12 protein-coding genes are annotated in these 16,946 nt (G+C 61.8%); 5 read left to right on the top strand and 7 right to left on the bottom strand.

Translation table 11 applies throughout. The features are described from left to right. Positions 1–243: 243 nt before the first annotated feature. Positions 244–504 (top strand): DUF982 domain-containing protein, encoded by a 261-nt coding sequence (locus EV286_RS25185; RefSeq protein WP_132959928.1) that lies wholly within the window; start codon positions 244–246, stop codon positions 502–504. Between the two features lie 169 nt (positions 505–673). Here EV286_RS25185 and EV286_RS25180 read toward each other — a convergent pair whose 3' ends face one another. Then, positions 674–1,480 carry an alpha/beta hydrolase gene (locus EV286_RS25180; RefSeq protein WP_165932931.1) on the bottom strand — a complete coding sequence of 269 codons (807 nt, stop codon included), beginning with the start codon at positions 1,478–1,480 and terminating at the stop codon, positions 674–676. A 524-nt stretch (positions 1,481–2,004) separates the two neighbouring features. Here EV286_RS25180 and EV286_RS25175 point away from each other — a divergent pair. After that, entirely contained in the window at positions 2,005–2,760 is a 756-nt protein-coding gene (locus tag EV286_RS25175; RefSeq protein ID WP_132959926.1) for an NAD(P)H-binding protein, read from the top strand. A gap of 150 nt (positions 2,761–2,910) precedes the next feature. Here the strand turns inward: EV286_RS25175 and EV286_RS25170 are convergent, their stop codons facing one another. Both EV286_RS25170 and EV286_RS25165 read right to left on the bottom strand, forming a co-directional pair. Beyond that, positions 2,911–4,446 carry a hypothetical protein gene (locus EV286_RS25170; protein ID WP_132959925.1) on the bottom strand — a complete coding sequence of 512 codons (1,536 nt, stop codon included), beginning with the start codon at positions 4,444–4,446 and terminating at the stop codon, positions 2,911–2,913. Positions 4,447–4,453: 7 nt separating this feature from the next. Further along, positions 4,454–7,015, bottom strand: a complete 2,562-nt coding sequence (locus EV286_RS25165) for a CHAT domain-containing protein (RefSeq protein WP_132959924.1) — start codon at positions 7,013–7,015, stop codon at positions 4,454–4,456. 409 nt (positions 7,016–7,424) lie between these two features. On the opposite strand from EV286_RS25165, the gene EV286_RS25160 reads away from it, so the two are divergent. Next, entirely contained in the window at positions 7,425–10,250 is a 2,826-nt protein-coding gene (locus EV286_RS25160; protein ID WP_132959923.1) for a winged helix-turn-helix domain-containing protein, read from the top strand. Between the two features lie 198 nt (positions 10,251–10,448). On the opposite strand, the gene EV286_RS25155 is transcribed toward EV286_RS25160, so the two are convergent. The 3 genes from EV286_RS25155 to EV286_RS25145 form a co-directional block, all read right to left on the bottom strand. Further along, the gene (locus EV286_RS25155) at positions 10,449–11,501 is read right to left on the bottom strand and encodes an NAD(P)-dependent alcohol dehydrogenase (RefSeq protein ID WP_132959922.1); all 1,053 of its coding nucleotides are present in this window, start codon (positions 11,499–11,501) and stop codon (positions 10,449–10,451) included. 54 nt (positions 11,502–11,555) lie between these two features. Beyond that, the gene (locus EV286_RS25150; RefSeq protein ID WP_132959921.1) at positions 11,556–11,723 is read right to left on the bottom strand and encodes a heme-binding protein; all 168 of its coding nucleotides are present in this window, start codon (positions 11,721–11,723) and stop codon (positions 11,556–11,558) included. A 186-nt stretch (positions 11,724–11,909) separates the two neighbouring features. Next, positions 11,910–13,430, bottom strand: a complete 1,521-nt coding sequence (locus tag EV286_RS25145) for a winged helix-turn-helix domain-containing protein (protein ID WP_245500820.1) — start codon at positions 13,428–13,430, stop codon at positions 11,910–11,912. A 293-nt stretch (positions 13,431–13,723) separates the two neighbouring features. Between EV286_RS25145 and EV286_RS25140 the strand changes: the two genes are divergently transcribed. After that, positions 13,724–14,020 carry a putative quinol monooxygenase gene (locus EV286_RS25140; RefSeq protein ID WP_132959920.1) on the top strand — a complete coding sequence of 99 codons (297 nt, stop codon included), beginning with the start codon at positions 13,724–13,726 and terminating at the stop codon, positions 14,018–14,020. 250 nt (positions 14,021–14,270) lie between these two features. Further along, the gene (locus EV286_RS25135; RefSeq protein ID WP_132960051.1) at positions 14,271–15,377 is read left to right on the top strand and encodes an NADH:flavin oxidoreductase/NADH oxidase; all 1,107 of its coding nucleotides are present in this window, start codon (positions 14,271–14,273) and stop codon (positions 15,375–15,377) included. Between the two features lie 22 nt (positions 15,378–15,399). Here the strand turns inward: EV286_RS25135 and EV286_RS25130 are convergent, their stop codons facing one another. Then, complete coding sequence (locus EV286_RS25130; protein WP_132959919.1) at positions 15,400–16,929, bottom strand: cation:proton antiporter; 1,530 nt, start codon at positions 16,927–16,929, stop codon at positions 15,400–15,402. Positions 16,930–16,946 lie beyond the last annotated feature (17 nt).

The raw sequence follows: 16,946 nt of genomic DNA, 5'->3' as shown, positions 1-16,946 counted from the left end.
AAGCGTCGCTTTGCCCGACCCGGCGCCCGTGCGCCGGCGTTCATGAAATGAATGACGATCTTCTCACTGTTCCGATCGGTGCCTCGACGATTGAGGCGGTTGCAAACGCGGCAATTGCCTTGGGCCGAGGCCGGTGTGGCCACCGCTTTCGCCCCGACAACTCGATCTGACCAAGGGCTGGAGAAATCTGCCTGCGAAAGCCTGTCCCGCCTGTGGACCCAATAATCAAGAAGGAGCCAGTTCATGGCGTTGAGGCAATTTGAGCAGCCTATATTTGTCAAACTCGACAGGGATGTAAGAGAGATCACCGCACTGGACGATGCCGTTGAATTCTTGACCACATGGCCCGCGGCCGAGCGCGACCTGGTGTTCGAAACTGTCGAGAGGGCCTGCCGGGATGCGCTGAGTGACCAGTTCCCGATGAGTTCTGCCGAAGAGACGTTCAGGCGGTTCGCGCGGAAGAAAGGTATCCTGTACTGCCCGACCGACGTTCCAAATCGCTAGGCAACCCGTTGTCGCCGTGCGTGACATCGCAACCGGAGAATGGGTTGTTTCAAGGCCTGTCCCGCCGTCCTAGCACCCGTATGTCGAACTGACTTCATTCGACTTCAGGCGCTGGTCCTAACGAGTCTCAAATCGCAGAATTGGCTCCTGAATGGGAGTTCCTCCAGGCCTATGCCCCGTCGCGAGCCACTCCGTCCAGGAACTCGTTGATCAGGCCCAGGACGACATCCGGCTTTTCGATATGCGGATTGTGACCGGCCTCGGCAACTGGCTTGAATATCGAACCTGGCACACTGTCGGCATACCGACGTCCATACGCGAGATCGACGATTCCGTCCGATTCTCCCCAAGCAACCAGGACGGGCTTGGTCATCCCGGCAAGCCTCTGCCTGAATGCGGGATCGAACATGAACGGGCGATCGGCGTAGGCTTTCAGGGTTTCATAGTTGCTGCGCATCATCACCATGGCTTCAGGTGTCGAAGGCGCGACGGCGAATGCCTTGTTGTGGAAAGCGAGCTTTACCCGTTCAGCCGGTTCTAGGTCCATGGGATTGACGATCACCTTGTCTTCCGAGCCAGTGTCGATGCCCACGGCGTTCATCAATACTGCCGCCGTCATCCGCGGCGAATTTCTCAGCGCCAGTTCCGCGGCAATCCACCCCCCAAAGGAGTGCCCGACAACCATAACGTCCGAGAGCTCGAGATGATCGATGAGCGAGAGGTAGGCGGCCACAAGATCCGCGACAGAAGAGAACCACTCAGGACGAAAAGCCCCATTGAAGCCGGGGTGGGTCGGTAGCACTACGCGGTTGTGATCATTCGCCAGGGCCGTCGCCACGCCGATGAGGGATGCGGGGCCGGCGCCTCCGTGGAGTAACAGGAAGGTTCTACCCCTGCCCAGATCCGTGAAGCTCAAAGGCAAGGTGCCGGCGAACAAACGTGCAGTCCTGAAGAGGTCAGACATGTCATACTCCACCTTTGTCGATATCCAAGCCATGTCAGTGACTTGACACTGTCAGGAACGTGCCGTCTCGTGATTTCGCGTGGGTGGCACTTTTGGGTCGTCGTGTTTCAGCTGAAATGGAAAAACCTGGAGCGAGACTTGCCTACGAGACGGACAATCCCGTTCACAGCATCAATTTATCGCCTCGCACATGAGCCTTCTGCCCGATCAGCTGCCCTCGCCGCTGAGAGAAACCTTTTACGAAAGTCCTTCTGATATTAACCTGCTAATCCGCAATGCGAGCACGTCCAAGCTGACGAAGGTTTATCGTCGTGCGCTGGTTCTCATGCCGCTGGAGTGACATTCGATACGTTGCCGGCAAACCAGTGTGCCTTAACTGATATTGCGTTGGCATAGTCGCCGCTTTGTATATGGGTGCCGGTCGCCGGCAACTGCAGCATAGCCTCCGGTCCGGGCCGTCCTTGGCGACCCCGGACGTCCTTGGCGACCAAAGGCGCAGCCAGATCGCAGTTCGGCACAATTGAGGGAGCAGGTCGATGAAAATCACGGTCATGGGAGCGAGCGGGCGCATCGGGACGCGACTCGTCGAGAACCTTCGGCAGGCGGGTATCGAGGTGATTACGGCCTCCCCATCTCTCGGGGGGATCAACAGTGTGACGGGCGAAGGCCTCAGGTCAGCCATAGCGGGAGCCGACGTCGTCATCGACGTCACCAACGCGGCGTCCTTTGGCGACAACTCCGCGCTGGCGTTTTTCAAGGCCTCCACCCGGAATCTGTTGGCGGCCTCTGCAGAGGCAGGCGTCAGGCACTATGTCGCCCTTTCCGTCGTGGGAACACCTCGCCTTGTTGAAAGCGACTATTTCCATGCAAAGATGGTCCAGGAAAATCTCATCCGGGCAGCGCGGCGGCCCTATACCATCCTCCATTCCACGCAATTCTTCGAGTTTATCAGCGGCGTGATCGAGATGGGCGCAGATGGCGACGGCTTCCGGCTTCCGTCGGCATCCATAAGGCCCATCGCTGCGGATAACGTCGCTGAAATGCTCGCCCAGTTGGCGATGGGAACCGCAGTGAACGATACAATTGAGATAGGCGGCCCCGAGCAATTCGGTCTCGACGAAATTGCTCGTATGCACCTCGCCGCAAACGCAGACACACGCCAGGTTATTACTGACAGCAGCGCGCGCTACTACGGCGTCGAACTGAACGACGACACCTTGCTGCCGCTCGCGGGCGCAAAGATGGGTTCGTTGCGGTACGCCGACTGGCTGAACCGCTCTGCATCTACCTAGAAATCGCTGTCTCTGCTCCCGCTTCCAAGGAGACCTATTATCGTCGTCTCAATCCGGACCCGTGATCCTGCAGGCGAACCTTGATACAAGCGCTAGTTCCGGCGACGAGTTCGCCTGTCGACAACTTAGACAAACGGGCGCGGTACGCCCTCAGAACGGCGGCGTTCGCACGAACACCAGGCGCCGCTTCCCTGGAGCGAGTGAGGCTTGGCCACAGTAGTCGTCGCCGCAATCGGTGAGGTTGACGACGCTGCCTTGCGCCTTCAGGAACACGTCGAATCCCCGGCCGCCTCGAGCGGATCGGTCGACCGTCATGACCCGACCGTCGCTGTAGGCCCGCGCGTCCTGCGTCAGCCGCGCCAGAGCGCGTTTCTCCTCGTCGGTCGACGGCGCGGGCCCCACCTCGACCGTGCCGTCGGCCACCAGCAGCGCCGGGCGCATCTCGCCGTCGCGACGGATCAGCCCCAGGATCGAGCCGTCGGACCGCTCGCCGAATAGCTTCCGCCAGTCGTCCACCTCGGCCAGCACCGCCACGACCGCGCCGTCGGCATCGAGACGCACCACCTTGCCCCCGCGCAGCGCCAGGTAGGAAGTGCCGTCGGCGCCGATTACCGGCCAGGACACGTCGTCGAGGTCGCCGACCCGTCGCAGCTCCGACGGACGGCCCTCGGGGTCGAGATCGGCGGTCCAGAGCTCGCCTCCGTCGGTGCTGCCACCTCCGAGCGAGCCGATCGAATCGAGGACCATGTCGAAGTAGGAGGCCAGCGCTCCGTAGAAGCCGTTCGCGAATTTCGTTCTGTCGTCTGCCACGTCTCCGCCTCCTACCGCACCGCTCGCATCGGCCACCAGTACACCTTGCATCCATCCGCCGGAAGCGGCGTCGCGCCGGTCTGAAACTTGATCGAGAAAGTCGCGCAGGCTAGTCACCGCCAATATGGGAATGCCGTCCAGAGCCTTGAACTCGACCGTGGCCAGCCCACGCCGGCCGCTCGGGTCCAGTCCAAACAGTGTGGCCTGGTCCGCGGTGCGGTCAACGATGGCGACCGGCATCACCAGCCCACTAAGCGCCGGAGGCAGCTGCGACAGGACCCGAACGCGCCGGTCGGCGAACAGGGCGCCATGATAGACGGGAAGCAGGAAGGCCTGTAGCGCCACCACGACCGCCAGGATCGTTACGAGCGCCCCCTGCCCGGACTGCGCACGGTTGAGCAGCCACAGTGCCGACAGCACGGCCAGGAGCACGGACGCGAAGGTCAGGCCGAGGCGCAGGCCGACCGAGCCCCCCAGCACGGCGCTCTCGAGGCCCGCGCTCGGAAGCGGATCGCGCAGCAGAAGGCCGCTGGCCCTTAGGATGCCCATGGAAACAAGGGTCATCGTCGCCACCATGATCAAGGCGATCCACTGGACCGGTGCGATGAGATGCTCCGGCAGAGACCGGGTCAGCCAGAGCGCGACCGAGCGAACGACAAGCACGACCGGCGACAGCAACAGCGCAACGATTAGCGTGATGACGAGAAACCGGACGCCGGCGAAGACGTAGATCTGGTCCACCAGCTTGAAGGCTGGGTCGGTACCGAGGGCGAAGGATCGGGCCCGGAGTGCGAGGTAGCCGCAGGCGTAGCCGACAACCGAGGCGGTCCCGAGCAGAGTACCGATGTTCTTGGCAAGTTCGAACGAGTACTCCAAGGCCCAGCTACCTCCCGATCACCTGCGGCGCGGCCCAGTAGAATGGGTGGGTCTCCCCCTCACGGATCATCTGCCGCATCGCCTCCGCCGCGGCCAGCGCCGGCGATTGCGCCCCGGCAGCAAGCGCCTCGTAGAACGCCTGCATCCAGTCGGCGCTGCTGGTGGCCCTTACCCGCCAACGGCTCATTACCACCGCGTCGGCGCCGCCCGCCAGCGGCGCCCACGACAGTCCGTAGATCTCGTTCGAGATGCGAACGTTCATCCGCGCTCCCTCGCATGAGCTGAAGACCACCAGCCGCGCCCGGCGCCAGTCGGCGGCCAGCAGCTCTGCCGCTGTCAGTGCATTGTCCTCCCGGCGTGTCAGGTCGAGGTTGGCAAGGTTCACGCTGGATTGCAATGGATCCCAGGCGTTGAAGTCGCCGTGCAACAGCACGTGCAGCGCCGGCTTGCCGCCAAGCATTGTGATCGCCTCGTCCGGGGAGAGTCTGTTGGAGGCGATTGCATCAACCTGTACCCCGGGCGTTTCGCGCAGGCGTGCGATCTCGCCGGTATCGTCCTCCGCCGTCGCGTCGTAGATCGCAGTCACCGGCGGCAGGACCAGCGGGTCGCGCCGCAAGGCCATGGCGGCAAAGGCCGCGCTCGGCGCGTAGGAGACCGCAAGCCTCTCGGCCATATGCTGCCCGGTCTGCGCATCGATCAGGGCCTCAAAGGGCAGTGTGACGAGCGGTCCCTGCGGCACGATGATGACCTCGTCGCCGACCAGGCGGTCCTCGAACGGCTTGATGAGGTAGGTGTAGAGCTGTCGCGCCGCCGTCTCGTCGAACGGCCGATCGGGACTCCGCGCCGAGTCCACCACCCGCCCCACTTTATCGATCACCGCCACCTCGGGGAGAAAGACGCTCCTGACCTCCGTTCCCCGCGAGCTGACGACCCAGACGATCACGTTGGTCGGGGTCACCCAGTAGAGCAGTACCGGTATGCCGGTCGCCCGTACCAGTCTGTCAAGATCGGCGAGTTCTCCGGTGCTGCGGTGGCTGGCCGCGAGCCGTGCGATCGCGCCTGCGAACTCGGGATCGCCCAAACGCTCGCCAAGCTGCGCGCGCACCTCGTCGAGCCGCTGCAGCGCCCGGTCCGAGCTGCCGGGCGCATCGCCCGCGATCGTCGACTCTACGAGGGTGGTCAGGATCGCGCTCTCCCGTGATTCCATCTCCACAAGGCCGGCTAGCCAATGCCGCTCGGCATCCGACAGATCCAGCGTCTCGTAGGCAGCCGCAAGCTCGCCCAGGCCGCGTGCCCGGATCGATTCGAAGGCTGCGAAGGACTTGTCGTAGCTGTGCTGCTCGAGCAGCCTCAGCGCCAGATCACGGACGAATTCGGGCCGGCTTTCGACTACGGTGTCGCGCTTACGCAGGTCGAACAGCGACGTCCGCTCCTTCTCGAGCAAGTCCACCGCACGTTCGAAGTACTCCAGCGCCGCAACCTTATTCCCTTCGATGTCGGCCTTTGAGCCCCGCAGGAAGGTCGCCCTGGCATTGTCGGCCTCGGCATCTGCGACGACACTACCAATCAGATCCGCCAGGGCCGGAATGTCTGTCAGCGTAGACGCGCCCGACACGAATTCCTCACTGACGAGCACGTCCCCGACGTCCTCGGCATCGAACACGCTGGCCTTGCCGATGTGGTCCATCGAGGCGCTCTGCTCGATGAGGGCCTGTCTGAAGACGAGGCCGCCGATTTGCTGATCAACCAGTCCCCGCAGGAAGTCCCATCCCAGCCGTTCCGCCATCTGACGCGCCCCGAGGTAGTAGCTCCGGGTCGCGTCGACCGCGCGGCGGCACGCCCCCCACCGGTCCGCGTCCCCGCCCGCGATTGTCTTGGTGTCCATCAGCGGGCGGTAGTCGCAGCTCTGAACGAACTGCTGGAGCACATCGCCGGTATCGAGCTGGGCGTAGAACCGCTCCTCGTCGGTATCCGCAAGACGGTTGGCTTCCAGTCCGTTGATCAGGGCCGCATCCAACTCGCCTCGCCCCGACTGCAGCTGCGCTGCGTAGTCCGCCAGGTCGTAGCGCTGCTTTCGACTTGGAGTCGCGCCCGCGACATCAATGGCGTGCCGAAAGGCGCTGGCAGCCGCGCCGTGATCGCGTGCGCCGTAGGCGTGGGCGCGGGCGATACCGATCCAGGCATCGAAGACCACCTCGTTGCCGCCCGGGGCGTTCTCGATCGCAGCCTGATAGGAGACAATCGCGTCCTCGAACCTCCCCTGGAGGCGCTGCACCGTCGCGAGCTCGAACATGAGCGCGCTGCGCTCTTCGGGTGGCGCTTCCCTCACTGCATTGACCAGCTGCAGCTCGAGAGCTGCAGTCAGCTCCTCGGGCAGCTTTCCTGTCCGCCGCAATTGATTGATGTAGGTCTCGCGGACGGTGCGAAACATCTCGATACCCTGCATTTCAGCTCCAGCGCCGGTTGCCTGCTCTAAAGGCGGATGCGAGGCCTGCTGGGACGAGGCCGAGGCTGGGATCAGCAATATTGCAAGCACAGAGGCGAGATAAAGCTGAACGACCGCAGTCATGGCGCCCTCCCCCGAGGTTGTCTGCTGTCAAATCGCTTGAACTGGCACCGCCGCCAAGGCCGGGCGACACCACAGCGCCCGCCAGCAACCGCGCGCGAAAATTTGCCGTGTCACCGGAGGAGCGTCACCAAGTTGAGCATACGCCCGAGGCGCAACTGCCACAACCCTGCGAAGCGCGGCGCGCTTCTATCGGCAGTTGCTCCGACGCGCACGGTGCCGGGGGCGCGTCCCGCCTAGTCGCTCCATTTTCGCGACGGCGACCGAATTGGTCTGACGAACCCGTCTTGTCGCCTTGAGCTATCGGTTCGACCAAATAGCCAGGGGCTTGTCGTACGCGAAGTCTCTCTCGCCATCTAGCCAGACCGTGCTACGATCCCATGGCGCATTCAGGACTGCCGGAAGGGAGTATATGACGTCTGCGGAGTTGAATGACGTAATCGAATTTGGCCCGTTCCGTCTCCGCACTCAAAACCGCACATTGTACTGCGGCGCGGAGGAGGTTCAGCTCGGCGGTAGGGCGACGGACGTTCTCTGCACCTTAGCCCGCAGCAAGGGTGAGTTGGTAACCAAGGAACAGCTTTTCAACGCTGCCTGGCCGGGCATCTTCGTACACGAAGCGAACCTCAAGGTGACGGTCGCTTCGCTCCGCCGCGCGCTTCGGGAATACTCACCCCTGCATGAGTATATCAGGACTGTTGTTGGTCGAGGCTATTGGCTCTGCCAGCCGAGCGCAGAAGCCGTGCGAGGCGATGCGGATATACGGGTCGTCACACATGCCCAACTTCCCGAGTTGGGCACGGTCATTGGTCGTGACGTCGAGATTTCGGAGTTGCGGGAGACAGTTGCTGTCAATCGACTGACCACCGTTGTCGGTGCTGGTGGAATCGGAAAGACGACGGTTGCCGTGGCGGCAGCTCAGCTTTTTGACGACGAGGAAGGTGGGTCGATAGCGTTTGTCGATCTGTCCCGCGTAGCAGGCGAAGAGTTCGTTGCGTCGTCTCTTGCGGCAGCGCTTGGGATCAACTCGGGGGCGAATGATCGGCTTCACGCCATAGCCTCGATTCTTGCCAAAAGGAAGACATTGCTCCTGCTCGATACGTGTGAACACGTGCTCAATGCCGTGGCACATGTCTGCGATATCGTTCTGGCTAACACTGAAGATGTTCGTATCCTGGCGACCAGCCGGGCCACGCTGCGGTCGCGCCGCGAGAAAGTGATACGGCTTTCGCCGCTCCGAGTTCCGCCGCCGGAGCACACATATACGGTCGAGCAGGTACTGCAGTACTCGGCTCCCCAGCTTCTCGTCGAGCGTGCGCGCGAAAAAGGCGGCTATCTGATGGAAGATATGGACGCCCCGGCGATCACGGAGATCTGCCGGCGGCTCGACGGCTCCCCGCTTGCGCTTGAATTGATTTCGTCCCGGCTGCCAGGTCGGAGCGCCGCAATCGTGCTTGCCGAGCTCGAAGACCGGTTCAACACTGTGATCGGGGAACGTCACAAGCGTCCCATTCGGCAGCGGACGTTGCTCGCAACTCTCGAGTGGAGCTACGCGCTGCTGACACGGGAAGAAGCAGCCGTTCTGCGCGCGATCTCAATCTTCGTAGCCTATTTCGACACGGATTCCATCGTCCGCGTTGTCGCGCATCTCAGCCGCGACCCGATCGACATTTTCGACGCCGTCGCTGGCCTCCGCGCGAAGTCGATGCTCGTTGTCGAACAGATTTCCGGTGAGCTTCGGTATCGCCTGCTGGACAGCACGCGCGCATTTGCCGCCGATTTGCTCGAGCGCTCCGGAGAGCTGCCTAAGGTATCGGAAAACCACGCGCGCCTCATGCTGGAGATTTTCTCCCGTGCGAATATCGAGCGCGCAACCCTCCCGTCTCGCAAGTGGCATACCACTTACCTTGGCCACGCCGATGATTTGCGCAAGGCTACCGATTGGGCTCTCCATCGCCACGGTGATCCATTGCTCGGAGTACAATTGGCCGCGGCCGGACTGCCATTGTGGCACGAGCTCTCCTTGAGTGAAGAGGCGCGCGAGAACTGTGAACGCGCACTGGCCGAGTTTGCCCGCATCGGCTGCAAGGACGCGGGCCTGAAATTGAAGTTGGTGGTGGGGTTGGCGGATGTCAGCAGCTATCTGTCAGCCGATCCCGGAAAGGCTATCAAAGTGTTCGAGACCGCTATCGAACTCGCCCGCGAAACGGGCGACACTGCTGCCGAGTGCCGGGCCCTGGGCGCCTTGGCCAGATATCAACTCCTGCCCGGTCGAGGAATGGTCGCACTGGAGTCGCTTGCCGATATGAAGCGGGTCGCCATTCGGTCGAACAATACGTCGGCCCTCTGGGAACACGAGCATCTCCTGGTGGAATGGGAAATTATTCGCTGTGAGTATCCTGCCGCCATTGCACGCCTTGAGAAGCTGCGCGCAGAGCTGCAAGTCCATTCTGAGGGCGGCGGCTCCCGGTTTGACCTCGATCCAAGAATTAGGACAGAAGCCATCTTGGGCGCGCTCTATTGGCTCGGCACGGGAAAACCTGGAACGGGGCTGGCGCACATCAAAGATGTTGCGCATGAAGCGCTGGAGGTCCGCCACGGATGGACACTCATCTACTGCTACACCCATGGCGTCCTCTTTGTGCTGCTTGAGTGCCAGGACTATGCAAAGGCCAGGTACTATGCCGACCAGCTAAAGAGCACGATATATCGCCACGGTATGCCTGCCTGGATTCCAGTGGCTAATTGCTACAGTGAAGCCATCGATACCCTGTCTGGCGCGCGCCAAAGCCCGGATGCCCTGCTGGCGGCTTTCGATGGTCTTCGAAGTGGATTGCCCCAGATTGGGCGTCATATCTACTACGCACATCTCATCAAGGCGCTGCTTGCAATCGGATGTGTCGAGCAGGCTTTGCGCATCCTCGAACACTTGTTCAACGTCGGCCCGCAACGCTCTGTGCTGCCCGAGCTTTTGCGCTTTCGTGCAGCAACCGAGAGAGCGCGAGGACGTGACTCCGACGCAATTGCCACCTTGCGCGAATCGCTTCGCCTCGCGGAGCAGAACGGCGCGCGTGCATGGACGCTTCGTAGTTCGTACGATCTTGCGACCGTGCTGAAGGATCATGGCCAGATGGAACAGGCACGAGAGGTCCTCGCACCTGTCTACAATCAATTCACCAATGGGTTCGATACGGGCGACCTGATGAACGCAAGCGCGCTGCTGGCCGAGATCGGTTGAGGTCCGAGAAATGTGGCTGCTGAACTTGGCAGCGTGCCTGAGCGTTCGCGGCCATAGCCTACAATGGTTCTCCTTCAACGTCGCCCCATAACCTGCCCGCAGATGGCAGCTGTCAACGCGACCCGCCGGCAACGACGGGACGCGGAGGCTCCGCCGAACCCGCAGAGCATGGATACGCACGCCGAATCCCGGCCTGGATCAGAACGTCAGCACCGATCTGCCGACGATCTCGTCTTCTCTCAGGCGATCGAGGAAAGAGTTGATCTGCTCGAACGGGAAAGTCTCGATGGTGTGGCGAATCTTGTTCTTGGCGGCCAGCGCCATGACCTCGGCAAGATCGGTGTTGTTGCCCCAGAACGATCCCTGGATCGTCTGCTCCCGGGAGACCCGCGGGAAGAGCGGAATATCGATGCGATCGCTGATGAAGCCGACATCCACGTAGTAGCCGCTGATCGCCAGCAATCCGGTCGCAAGCCCGACGGTCTCCTGAGCGCCGGCGCAGTCAACTGCCGCGTCGATATCGCCCTGCCCCGTCAGCGCCTTGAGCTCGCCGGCGATATCGCCAACGGATTTTCGCTTTATGTTGATCACGTCGTCAGCCCCGTATTCCTTTGCGAGGGCAAGCTTTTCGGGATTGCGGGCGAAGGCTACCACCCTTGCTCCGCTTCCGAGCAGCTTCGCATACTGCACCGCGTAGGTGCCAAGACCACCTATGCCGAAGACACCGATCACTCGATCCGGACCGAGGACGCCGGCGTTGCGCAGCTTCTTGATGGCGCGATAGGGTGTTAGACCCGCGTCGGTCAGCGGTGCGATCTCCTCGAACTTCAGGCGCTTGTCGACTTTGATCACATAGCGGGCTGGAACCGGTATGAATTCCGCGAATCCGCCATAGGCGCCAAATCCCGGCCAGCGTACATTGGCGCAAATTTGCGTATTGCCGACCAAGCAGTGCCGGCACGTGCCGTCACCCCACCCCGGTGCGACGACAACATGGTCGCCCTCTCTGATCGCGGACTTCGACACCAGACTACCGGCCCTGTGGACAACGCCGGTGATCTCATGGCCCGGCGTAATGGGTCGCGGAATGTCGGAATACGCGTTGAAGAAACCATCGACGAGAAGAACGTCAGAGCGGCACATTCCGCAGGCCTTGACGGCGACCAGGACTTCGTCGGCCTGAATATCGGGAACCGGCACGTCCTCCAGGACGAGTGGTTTTTTGTATTCGTGTAGACGGGCCGTTTTCATGTCGATCTCCTCTTTGATTGGTTTGACGTCCATCCGAACGACTTTGTCTTGACCTCACGCGATTGCAGCGATTGCGGCTTCTGCAACGGCGATGTACTGCACGACGGATCCCGCGCTCGCTCCCACGGCGCCGATGATCCGCCCCTCGCGGACGACGGGAATGCCTCCGCCGGCATTCAGCCCCCGCTTTGCTTCTTCAAGTCTGATCGACGTGTTGGACATTGTCCTAACTTATCTATTGCCGCTGGCGGATCGTCAGGGGCAGAATAAGGGTCGATTGGGTTTCGCCTGCAAGCGGGCACTGTTGGGGCCTGCGACGGCATGATGGTCGGCATCCCGCCGCTGTGTAAGTTAATCGTGGTAAACGACGGTGAATTCGACCTCCGTTCCGACGCCGAAAGGCGAAGGCTAGAAAAGAGGCTGAGCTGGCCTGTGGCGTGTGTCGGCGAAGGGGACCTTCCCGCTAAATGCGCGCTGAGGGAAATTTTGCATGCGAAGGAGCGCATGCTTTCCGCGAATGCGCGTGTTCTCGTCCGACTCCGCCAGTTTCAATGCTGCGTATGTCCGTGTGATACCCAGCAGCTTGAGCCGCGCAGGACCAGTTCCCCCCTGGAACGCCAGGAGAGATTTGTCGACAAGATCGACGATCGCCCCGGAGATGTCGGAAGGTCCGATGTCGTCGCCACCCGCAACCGCTGCGGCGGCATCAAGCGAAAACTCGCCCGAGAATACCGACAGCCTATGCAGCACCTTCTGGCTCTTTTCGGACAGGAGGGCGTAGCTCCAGTCCAGCATAGCTTCGACCGTCTGATGGCGCGGAACGGCGTTTCGGCTCCCGCGCCAGCACAATGACAAGCGGTCGTCGAGCAGTTCCGCCACTCTATCAAGTCCGTACGCACCGACTCGGCTTGCGACAAGCTCGATGGCAAGGGGATTGCCGTCCAGCCTGCGGCAGATGGCTGCAACGGTCGCCGCCTGCTCGTCGCCCAATGGCTGGTGGTGTCCGCCATCGGCGGCCCGTTCCATGAACAGCTCTACGGCGGGCCAGAATAGTGCCTGTTTGGCGGTAAGCCGCCCCGTATGCGGTGGAGCGCCGAGGGGCCGCAGGAGATAGACTGCCTCGCCCGGCAGCCGCAGTGCTTCCCTGCTGGTCAGTAGAAAATGGACATTCGACGAAGCCCTTAGTGCCGGCTGGACCAGTTCGGCCACCGCGTCGATGACGTGCTCACAGTTATCCAGAATCATGAGCGTTGGCGCTCCGGACAAGCGATCGGTGATGCCTGCCTGCGTGTCTTCGTCCGTCGACGGAACGCCGATCGCTGACGCCACGGCGTCGTTTATCAGGGCTCCGGCTTCCAAGGTACCAAGATCGACGAAATAGATTCTGGGGAAATCGGGCAGCCTGTGCGCCACCAGAGTAACGAGGGTAGTCTTGCCCACACCCCCCGCCCCTACGACGGTGACGAAGCGGCGCTCTCGAAGAGCCTGGGAGAGCTCGACAACGTTGTCCTCACGGCCGAGTGCCCTCTTCAGGAGGGGCGGCAACCCATACGATCCTTCGACGCGAACTGATTGCGGGGGCCCCTCCTCGCTCCACTCGACCGGCGCGACGAAGCTATATCCCCGACCGGACACGCTTGCGATGTAGCGAATGCCGTTGTCGCCACACCCGATCTCTCGCCGGAGACGCGCGATTTGAACCCGGACGTTGGAATCCTCGACGCTCAGGCCCGACCAGGCAAATTCCATAAGCTCGCGGCGGGAAAGAACGGCGCCCTGTCGTTGGACGAGCGCCACCAGCAGGTCGAAGGCGCGGCTTCCTAGAATTACCTTGCTGCCTTCGCGCACCAAGGTTCGCTCGACCGCATTGAGGCGGTATGGGCCGAAGAAGAAGACGCCGGCTACTGGCTTTTTTTCTATCATCGTCATTTTGGCAGGCCCTGATGTCCAACAGATACGAGTCCTCGCCCAACTCCGATGGAGTAAACCTTACAGGGTGTTCGGGAAAACCTGCGGTTAAATTAGGTAAATTTTTCCGGACGAGCGGCCGCCTGCAAATCCGGTGAAACTTCGTTTGCAAGGGATTTCACAGCGTTTAACGCGCTCGAAGCGTGGCGCCGCGGTACGCTCTCCCCATGATCACTTGTTGGCGTCGGCAAGCGCCTTCTGGAACCGGAATCCGGAAGCGATGCACGTCTTCGATCTCGTGGGGAGATGAGAAATTGAGCGCATCGATCAAAGTGTTTGCCGTTCTCACCGCTAAGGAAGGGCGAGCCGGGGAACTCGAAGAGTTGCTTCGCGGAATGGTCGGGCCATCACGGGCCGAAGACGGAAACATCCGGTACGACCTTTGGCGGGATGCAGAGCTGCCCACGCGGTTCATGCTGGACGAGCTCTATCTGGACGAGGCCGCAGCAGCGGCTCACAAGGCTAGCCGGCACTTCCAGCACTATCTTTCACGGATTGGCGAGCTTGCGGACCGTCTCCCCATGACCGTCCGCGCGGTTGATGTTGTGTGACGGGCGGCTTTCGCCGGCAGTTTTCACCGGAATTGACGACACTTTATTGTGCGTCGACGGCGGTGTGGGCATAATTGCTATTAAAAGTTGATGCGCAGCGTCCGATCACCTGGGGTTCCAGAAGTCCGTTGCGACGAACGAGGCGTCGGGCGCCTGCGATACGACCTGCAGGACTGCATCTGTAAACGCAGACCCGTTGAACATCATGGCCGTCGTCTGGACTCGCGATCGGCCTGGCGGAGTGAAAGGGATGGCTAGATCCGCTCTCTTCGAACCAATGCAGATACGCGGTCTTTCCCTGAACAACAGGATCGTGATCGCGCCGATGTGCCAATACTCGGCGGAAGACGGCTGCATGAACGAATGGCACCTCATCCATCTCGGCAAGCTCGCCTTGTCGGGCGCCGCCCTCCTCACCATCGAAGCGACTGCAGTCGTCCCAGAGGGACGCATAACCTATGCTGATCTCGGACTTTGGAACGACCAAACGCACCGAGCGATGAGCCTAACCCTGGAAAGCATTCGCCGCTGGTCGGACATTCCCATTGGGATACAGTTGAGTCACGCTGGACGGAAGGCCTCCACGGAAGTGCCGTGGAAAGGCGGTGGACAATTTTCGCCGGCGGACGCGCTTGGCTGGCAGACCTTTGCCCCTTCGAGCATCGCCTACAGCGCCGGCATGCCTGAGCCCCGTTCATTGGACAAGGAAGGACTGAAGCGGGTGCGCGACGCCTTCGTGTCCGCGTCAGCGCGCGCTGCAAAGATGGGCATCGATTTCGTCCAGCTCCATGCCGCCCACGGCTACCTGCTGCATCAGTTCCTGTCGCCTCTCACAAATCACCGAACCGACGAATATGGTGGCTCGTTGAAAAACCGAATGAGATTTCCGCTCGAGGTGTTCGACGCAGTCAGGTCGGCATTTCCTGCTGAAAGACCCGTGTCGGCGCGGGTCTCGGCGACGGACTGGATCGAGGGCGGTTGGGACATTGAACAGACGCTAGCCTTCGCGCACGAGTTGGAGGGGCGTGGATGCGACATCATCCACGTCTCCAGCGGCGGCTTGCACCCCGACCAGAAAATTGCGGTCGGGCCAGGCTACCAGGTTCCTTTTGCACGTGCCGTAAAGAGCGTGGTGCGCATACCGGTGGTCGCGGTGGGACTGATCACGGGATTCGACCAGGCGGAGGCCATTGTCGGGACCGGCGACGCCGACATGGTTGCACTCGCTCGAGCAATCCTGTTCGATCCGAACTGGCCTTGGCACGCGGCGGCCCACCTTGGCGGGAAAGTGCGAGTTCCCAAACAATACCGTCGATCAGCGCCAAGCCGGTTCAAGGACCTCTTCGAGGCTGAATAGCCCGGCCGCTCCCGCCTACGGTCTAGCTCTCAGCAATGCGCTTTTCTTCGTCCGAAACGACTGCGAGCTGCTTCCAGTCTAGATCTTCTTGCAGTTCCAGGTACTGGCTGGGGCCGATGAGATCGGCTTCCCGCAACTCGTCGAGGCGTTGACGCTGTGCCAATACGGCGGCGAGCGACCAGTTGCGGCTACGCTCCTTCGGCGAATAGCGGCTACTTTCGCAAATCTCACGATAGGCCAGCCGAACGGCATCGACGTCGGCGCCTTCCTCGCCTTCAAGGCGACTTAGCGCGGCCTGCGCAAGCGACTTGCGAGCCCAGTGGATTTCCTGTCGCGCCTTATCCTCCCGTCCGAGCTTCAGGATGCGGATCATGGGCGCGAGAGTGCCTCCCTGGATGACCAGTGTCGCAAGCACGACCGAAAAGGCGGTCAGTACGACGAGGTCTCTTTCCGGGAAATTCGCGGGCAACGCGAACGCCGTGGCGAGCGTGACGAGTCCACGCATTCCCGCCCAGCCGACGAGGAAGGTCTCGGCATTCTCGAAGGGGGCCAGATCGTGGCCACGACGATGGCGAAAGGCGACGATGGCGTGAAACAAGAAAGCGATCGCGAGGCGCGACGCGATGACACCCACGACGACGATGGCGGCGAACCAGAGCGCCCGCTGGAGTTCGGCAGCGGACATCGCTTCGACAATGCGGCGGGCCTGCAGTCCCATCAGCAGGAACGCTACCACATTCAACAGGAAGACAACGGTTGTCCAGACAGCGAAGGAATGCACCCGCATGCGCGGAGGGTCGTCGATTTTGGCGAGCGTGGCGATCGTCATCGCGCTGGCCACCGTGGCCAGGACCGCCGACAGGTGCAGACGCTCGGCAATCAGCCACGTCGCAAACGCGTAGACGAACTGAAGCAGCGTGCCGCCGACCGTGCTTCCGATGACGGGCATGATGCGCGAGACGACAAACCCGAAAGCGATGCCGAACAGAATTCCGCCAGGTGCCGCCAAGGTGATCCGCAGCACGGTTTCCCTCTCGAACCCGCCCGTAGCCTGGACAGTCAACGCGGCGCTAAACAGGAGAAGCGCCGTCGCGTCGTTGAACAGGCTTTCGCCTTTGAGCAGTGCGTCGACACGACGGTCGATCGGCAGGTTGGAGAGGACTGCGGTAGCCGCCGCGGCATCCGGTGGCGCAACGATGGCTCCAAGCGTGATCGCCACCGCGATCGGAAGCCCGACGGTCAGCGCGCTGATCGACACCACTACACCGGTCGTGAACAGCACCGCCACCACGGCATAGACGAAGAGCGGCAGCAGCATTCGCCGCGCAGCGCCCAGCGGAAAGTCGTATGCGGAATCGACCAGGACGGGCGCGATGAACAATGCAAGCGCAGTCGGGGGATCGATCGGAATGTCAGGAGCGCCCGGCAACATCGCCACGCCGACGCCTGCGGCAGCGAGGATGCCCGGATAGGGTAACCGCATGCGTCTCGTCACCTGCAGGAGCAAGATCGCGACGGCCAGCAAAGCGACGAGTGTTTCGAAGAACGTCATGCCCCGCATAGTAACAG

Origin of the sequence: Rhizobium sp. BK251, assembly GCF_004345245.1 — a bacterium.
GTDB lineage: Bacteria > Pseudomonadota > Alphaproteobacteria > Rhizobiales > Rhizobiaceae > Rhizobium.
This window is presented reverse-complemented; position numbering and strand designations above follow the sequence as displayed.

Bases quoted from the DNA above. Each gene is read 5' to 3' on its own strand.
- EV286_RS25155 (WP_132959922.1), bottom strand. From the start codon at position 11,501: ATGAAAACGGCCCGTCTACACGAATACAAAAAACCACTCGTCCTGGAG.
- EV286_RS25135 (WP_132960051.1), top strand. From the start codon at position 14,271: ATGGCTAGATCCGCTCTCTTCGAACCAATGCAGATACGCGGTCTTTCC.
- EV286_RS25175 (WP_132959926.1), top strand. From the start codon at position 2,005: ATGAAAATCACGGTCATGGGAGCGAGCGGGCGCATCGGGACGCGACTC.
- EV286_RS25150 (WP_132959921.1), bottom strand. From the start codon at position 11,723: ATGTCCAACACGTCGATCAGACTTGAAGAAGCAAAGCGGGGGCTGAAT.
- EV286_RS25185 (WP_132959928.1), top strand. From the start codon at position 244: ATGGCGTTGAGGCAATTTGAGCAGCCTATATTTGTCAAACTCGACAGG.
- EV286_RS25130 (WP_132959919.1), bottom strand. From the start codon at position 16,929: ATGACGTTCTTCGAAACACTCGTCGCTTTGCTGGCCGTCGCGATCTTG.
- EV286_RS25145 (WP_245500820.1), bottom strand. From the start codon at position 13,430: ATGACGATGATAGAAAAAAAGCCAGTAGCCGGCGTCTTCTTCTTCGGC.
- EV286_RS25165 (WP_132959924.1), bottom strand. From the start codon at position 7,015: ATGACTGCGGTCGTTCAGCTTTATCTCGCCTCTGTGCTTGCAATATTG.
- EV286_RS25160 (WP_132959923.1), top strand. From the start codon at position 7,425: ATGACGTCTGCGGAGTTGAATGACGTAATCGAATTTGGCCCGTTCCGT.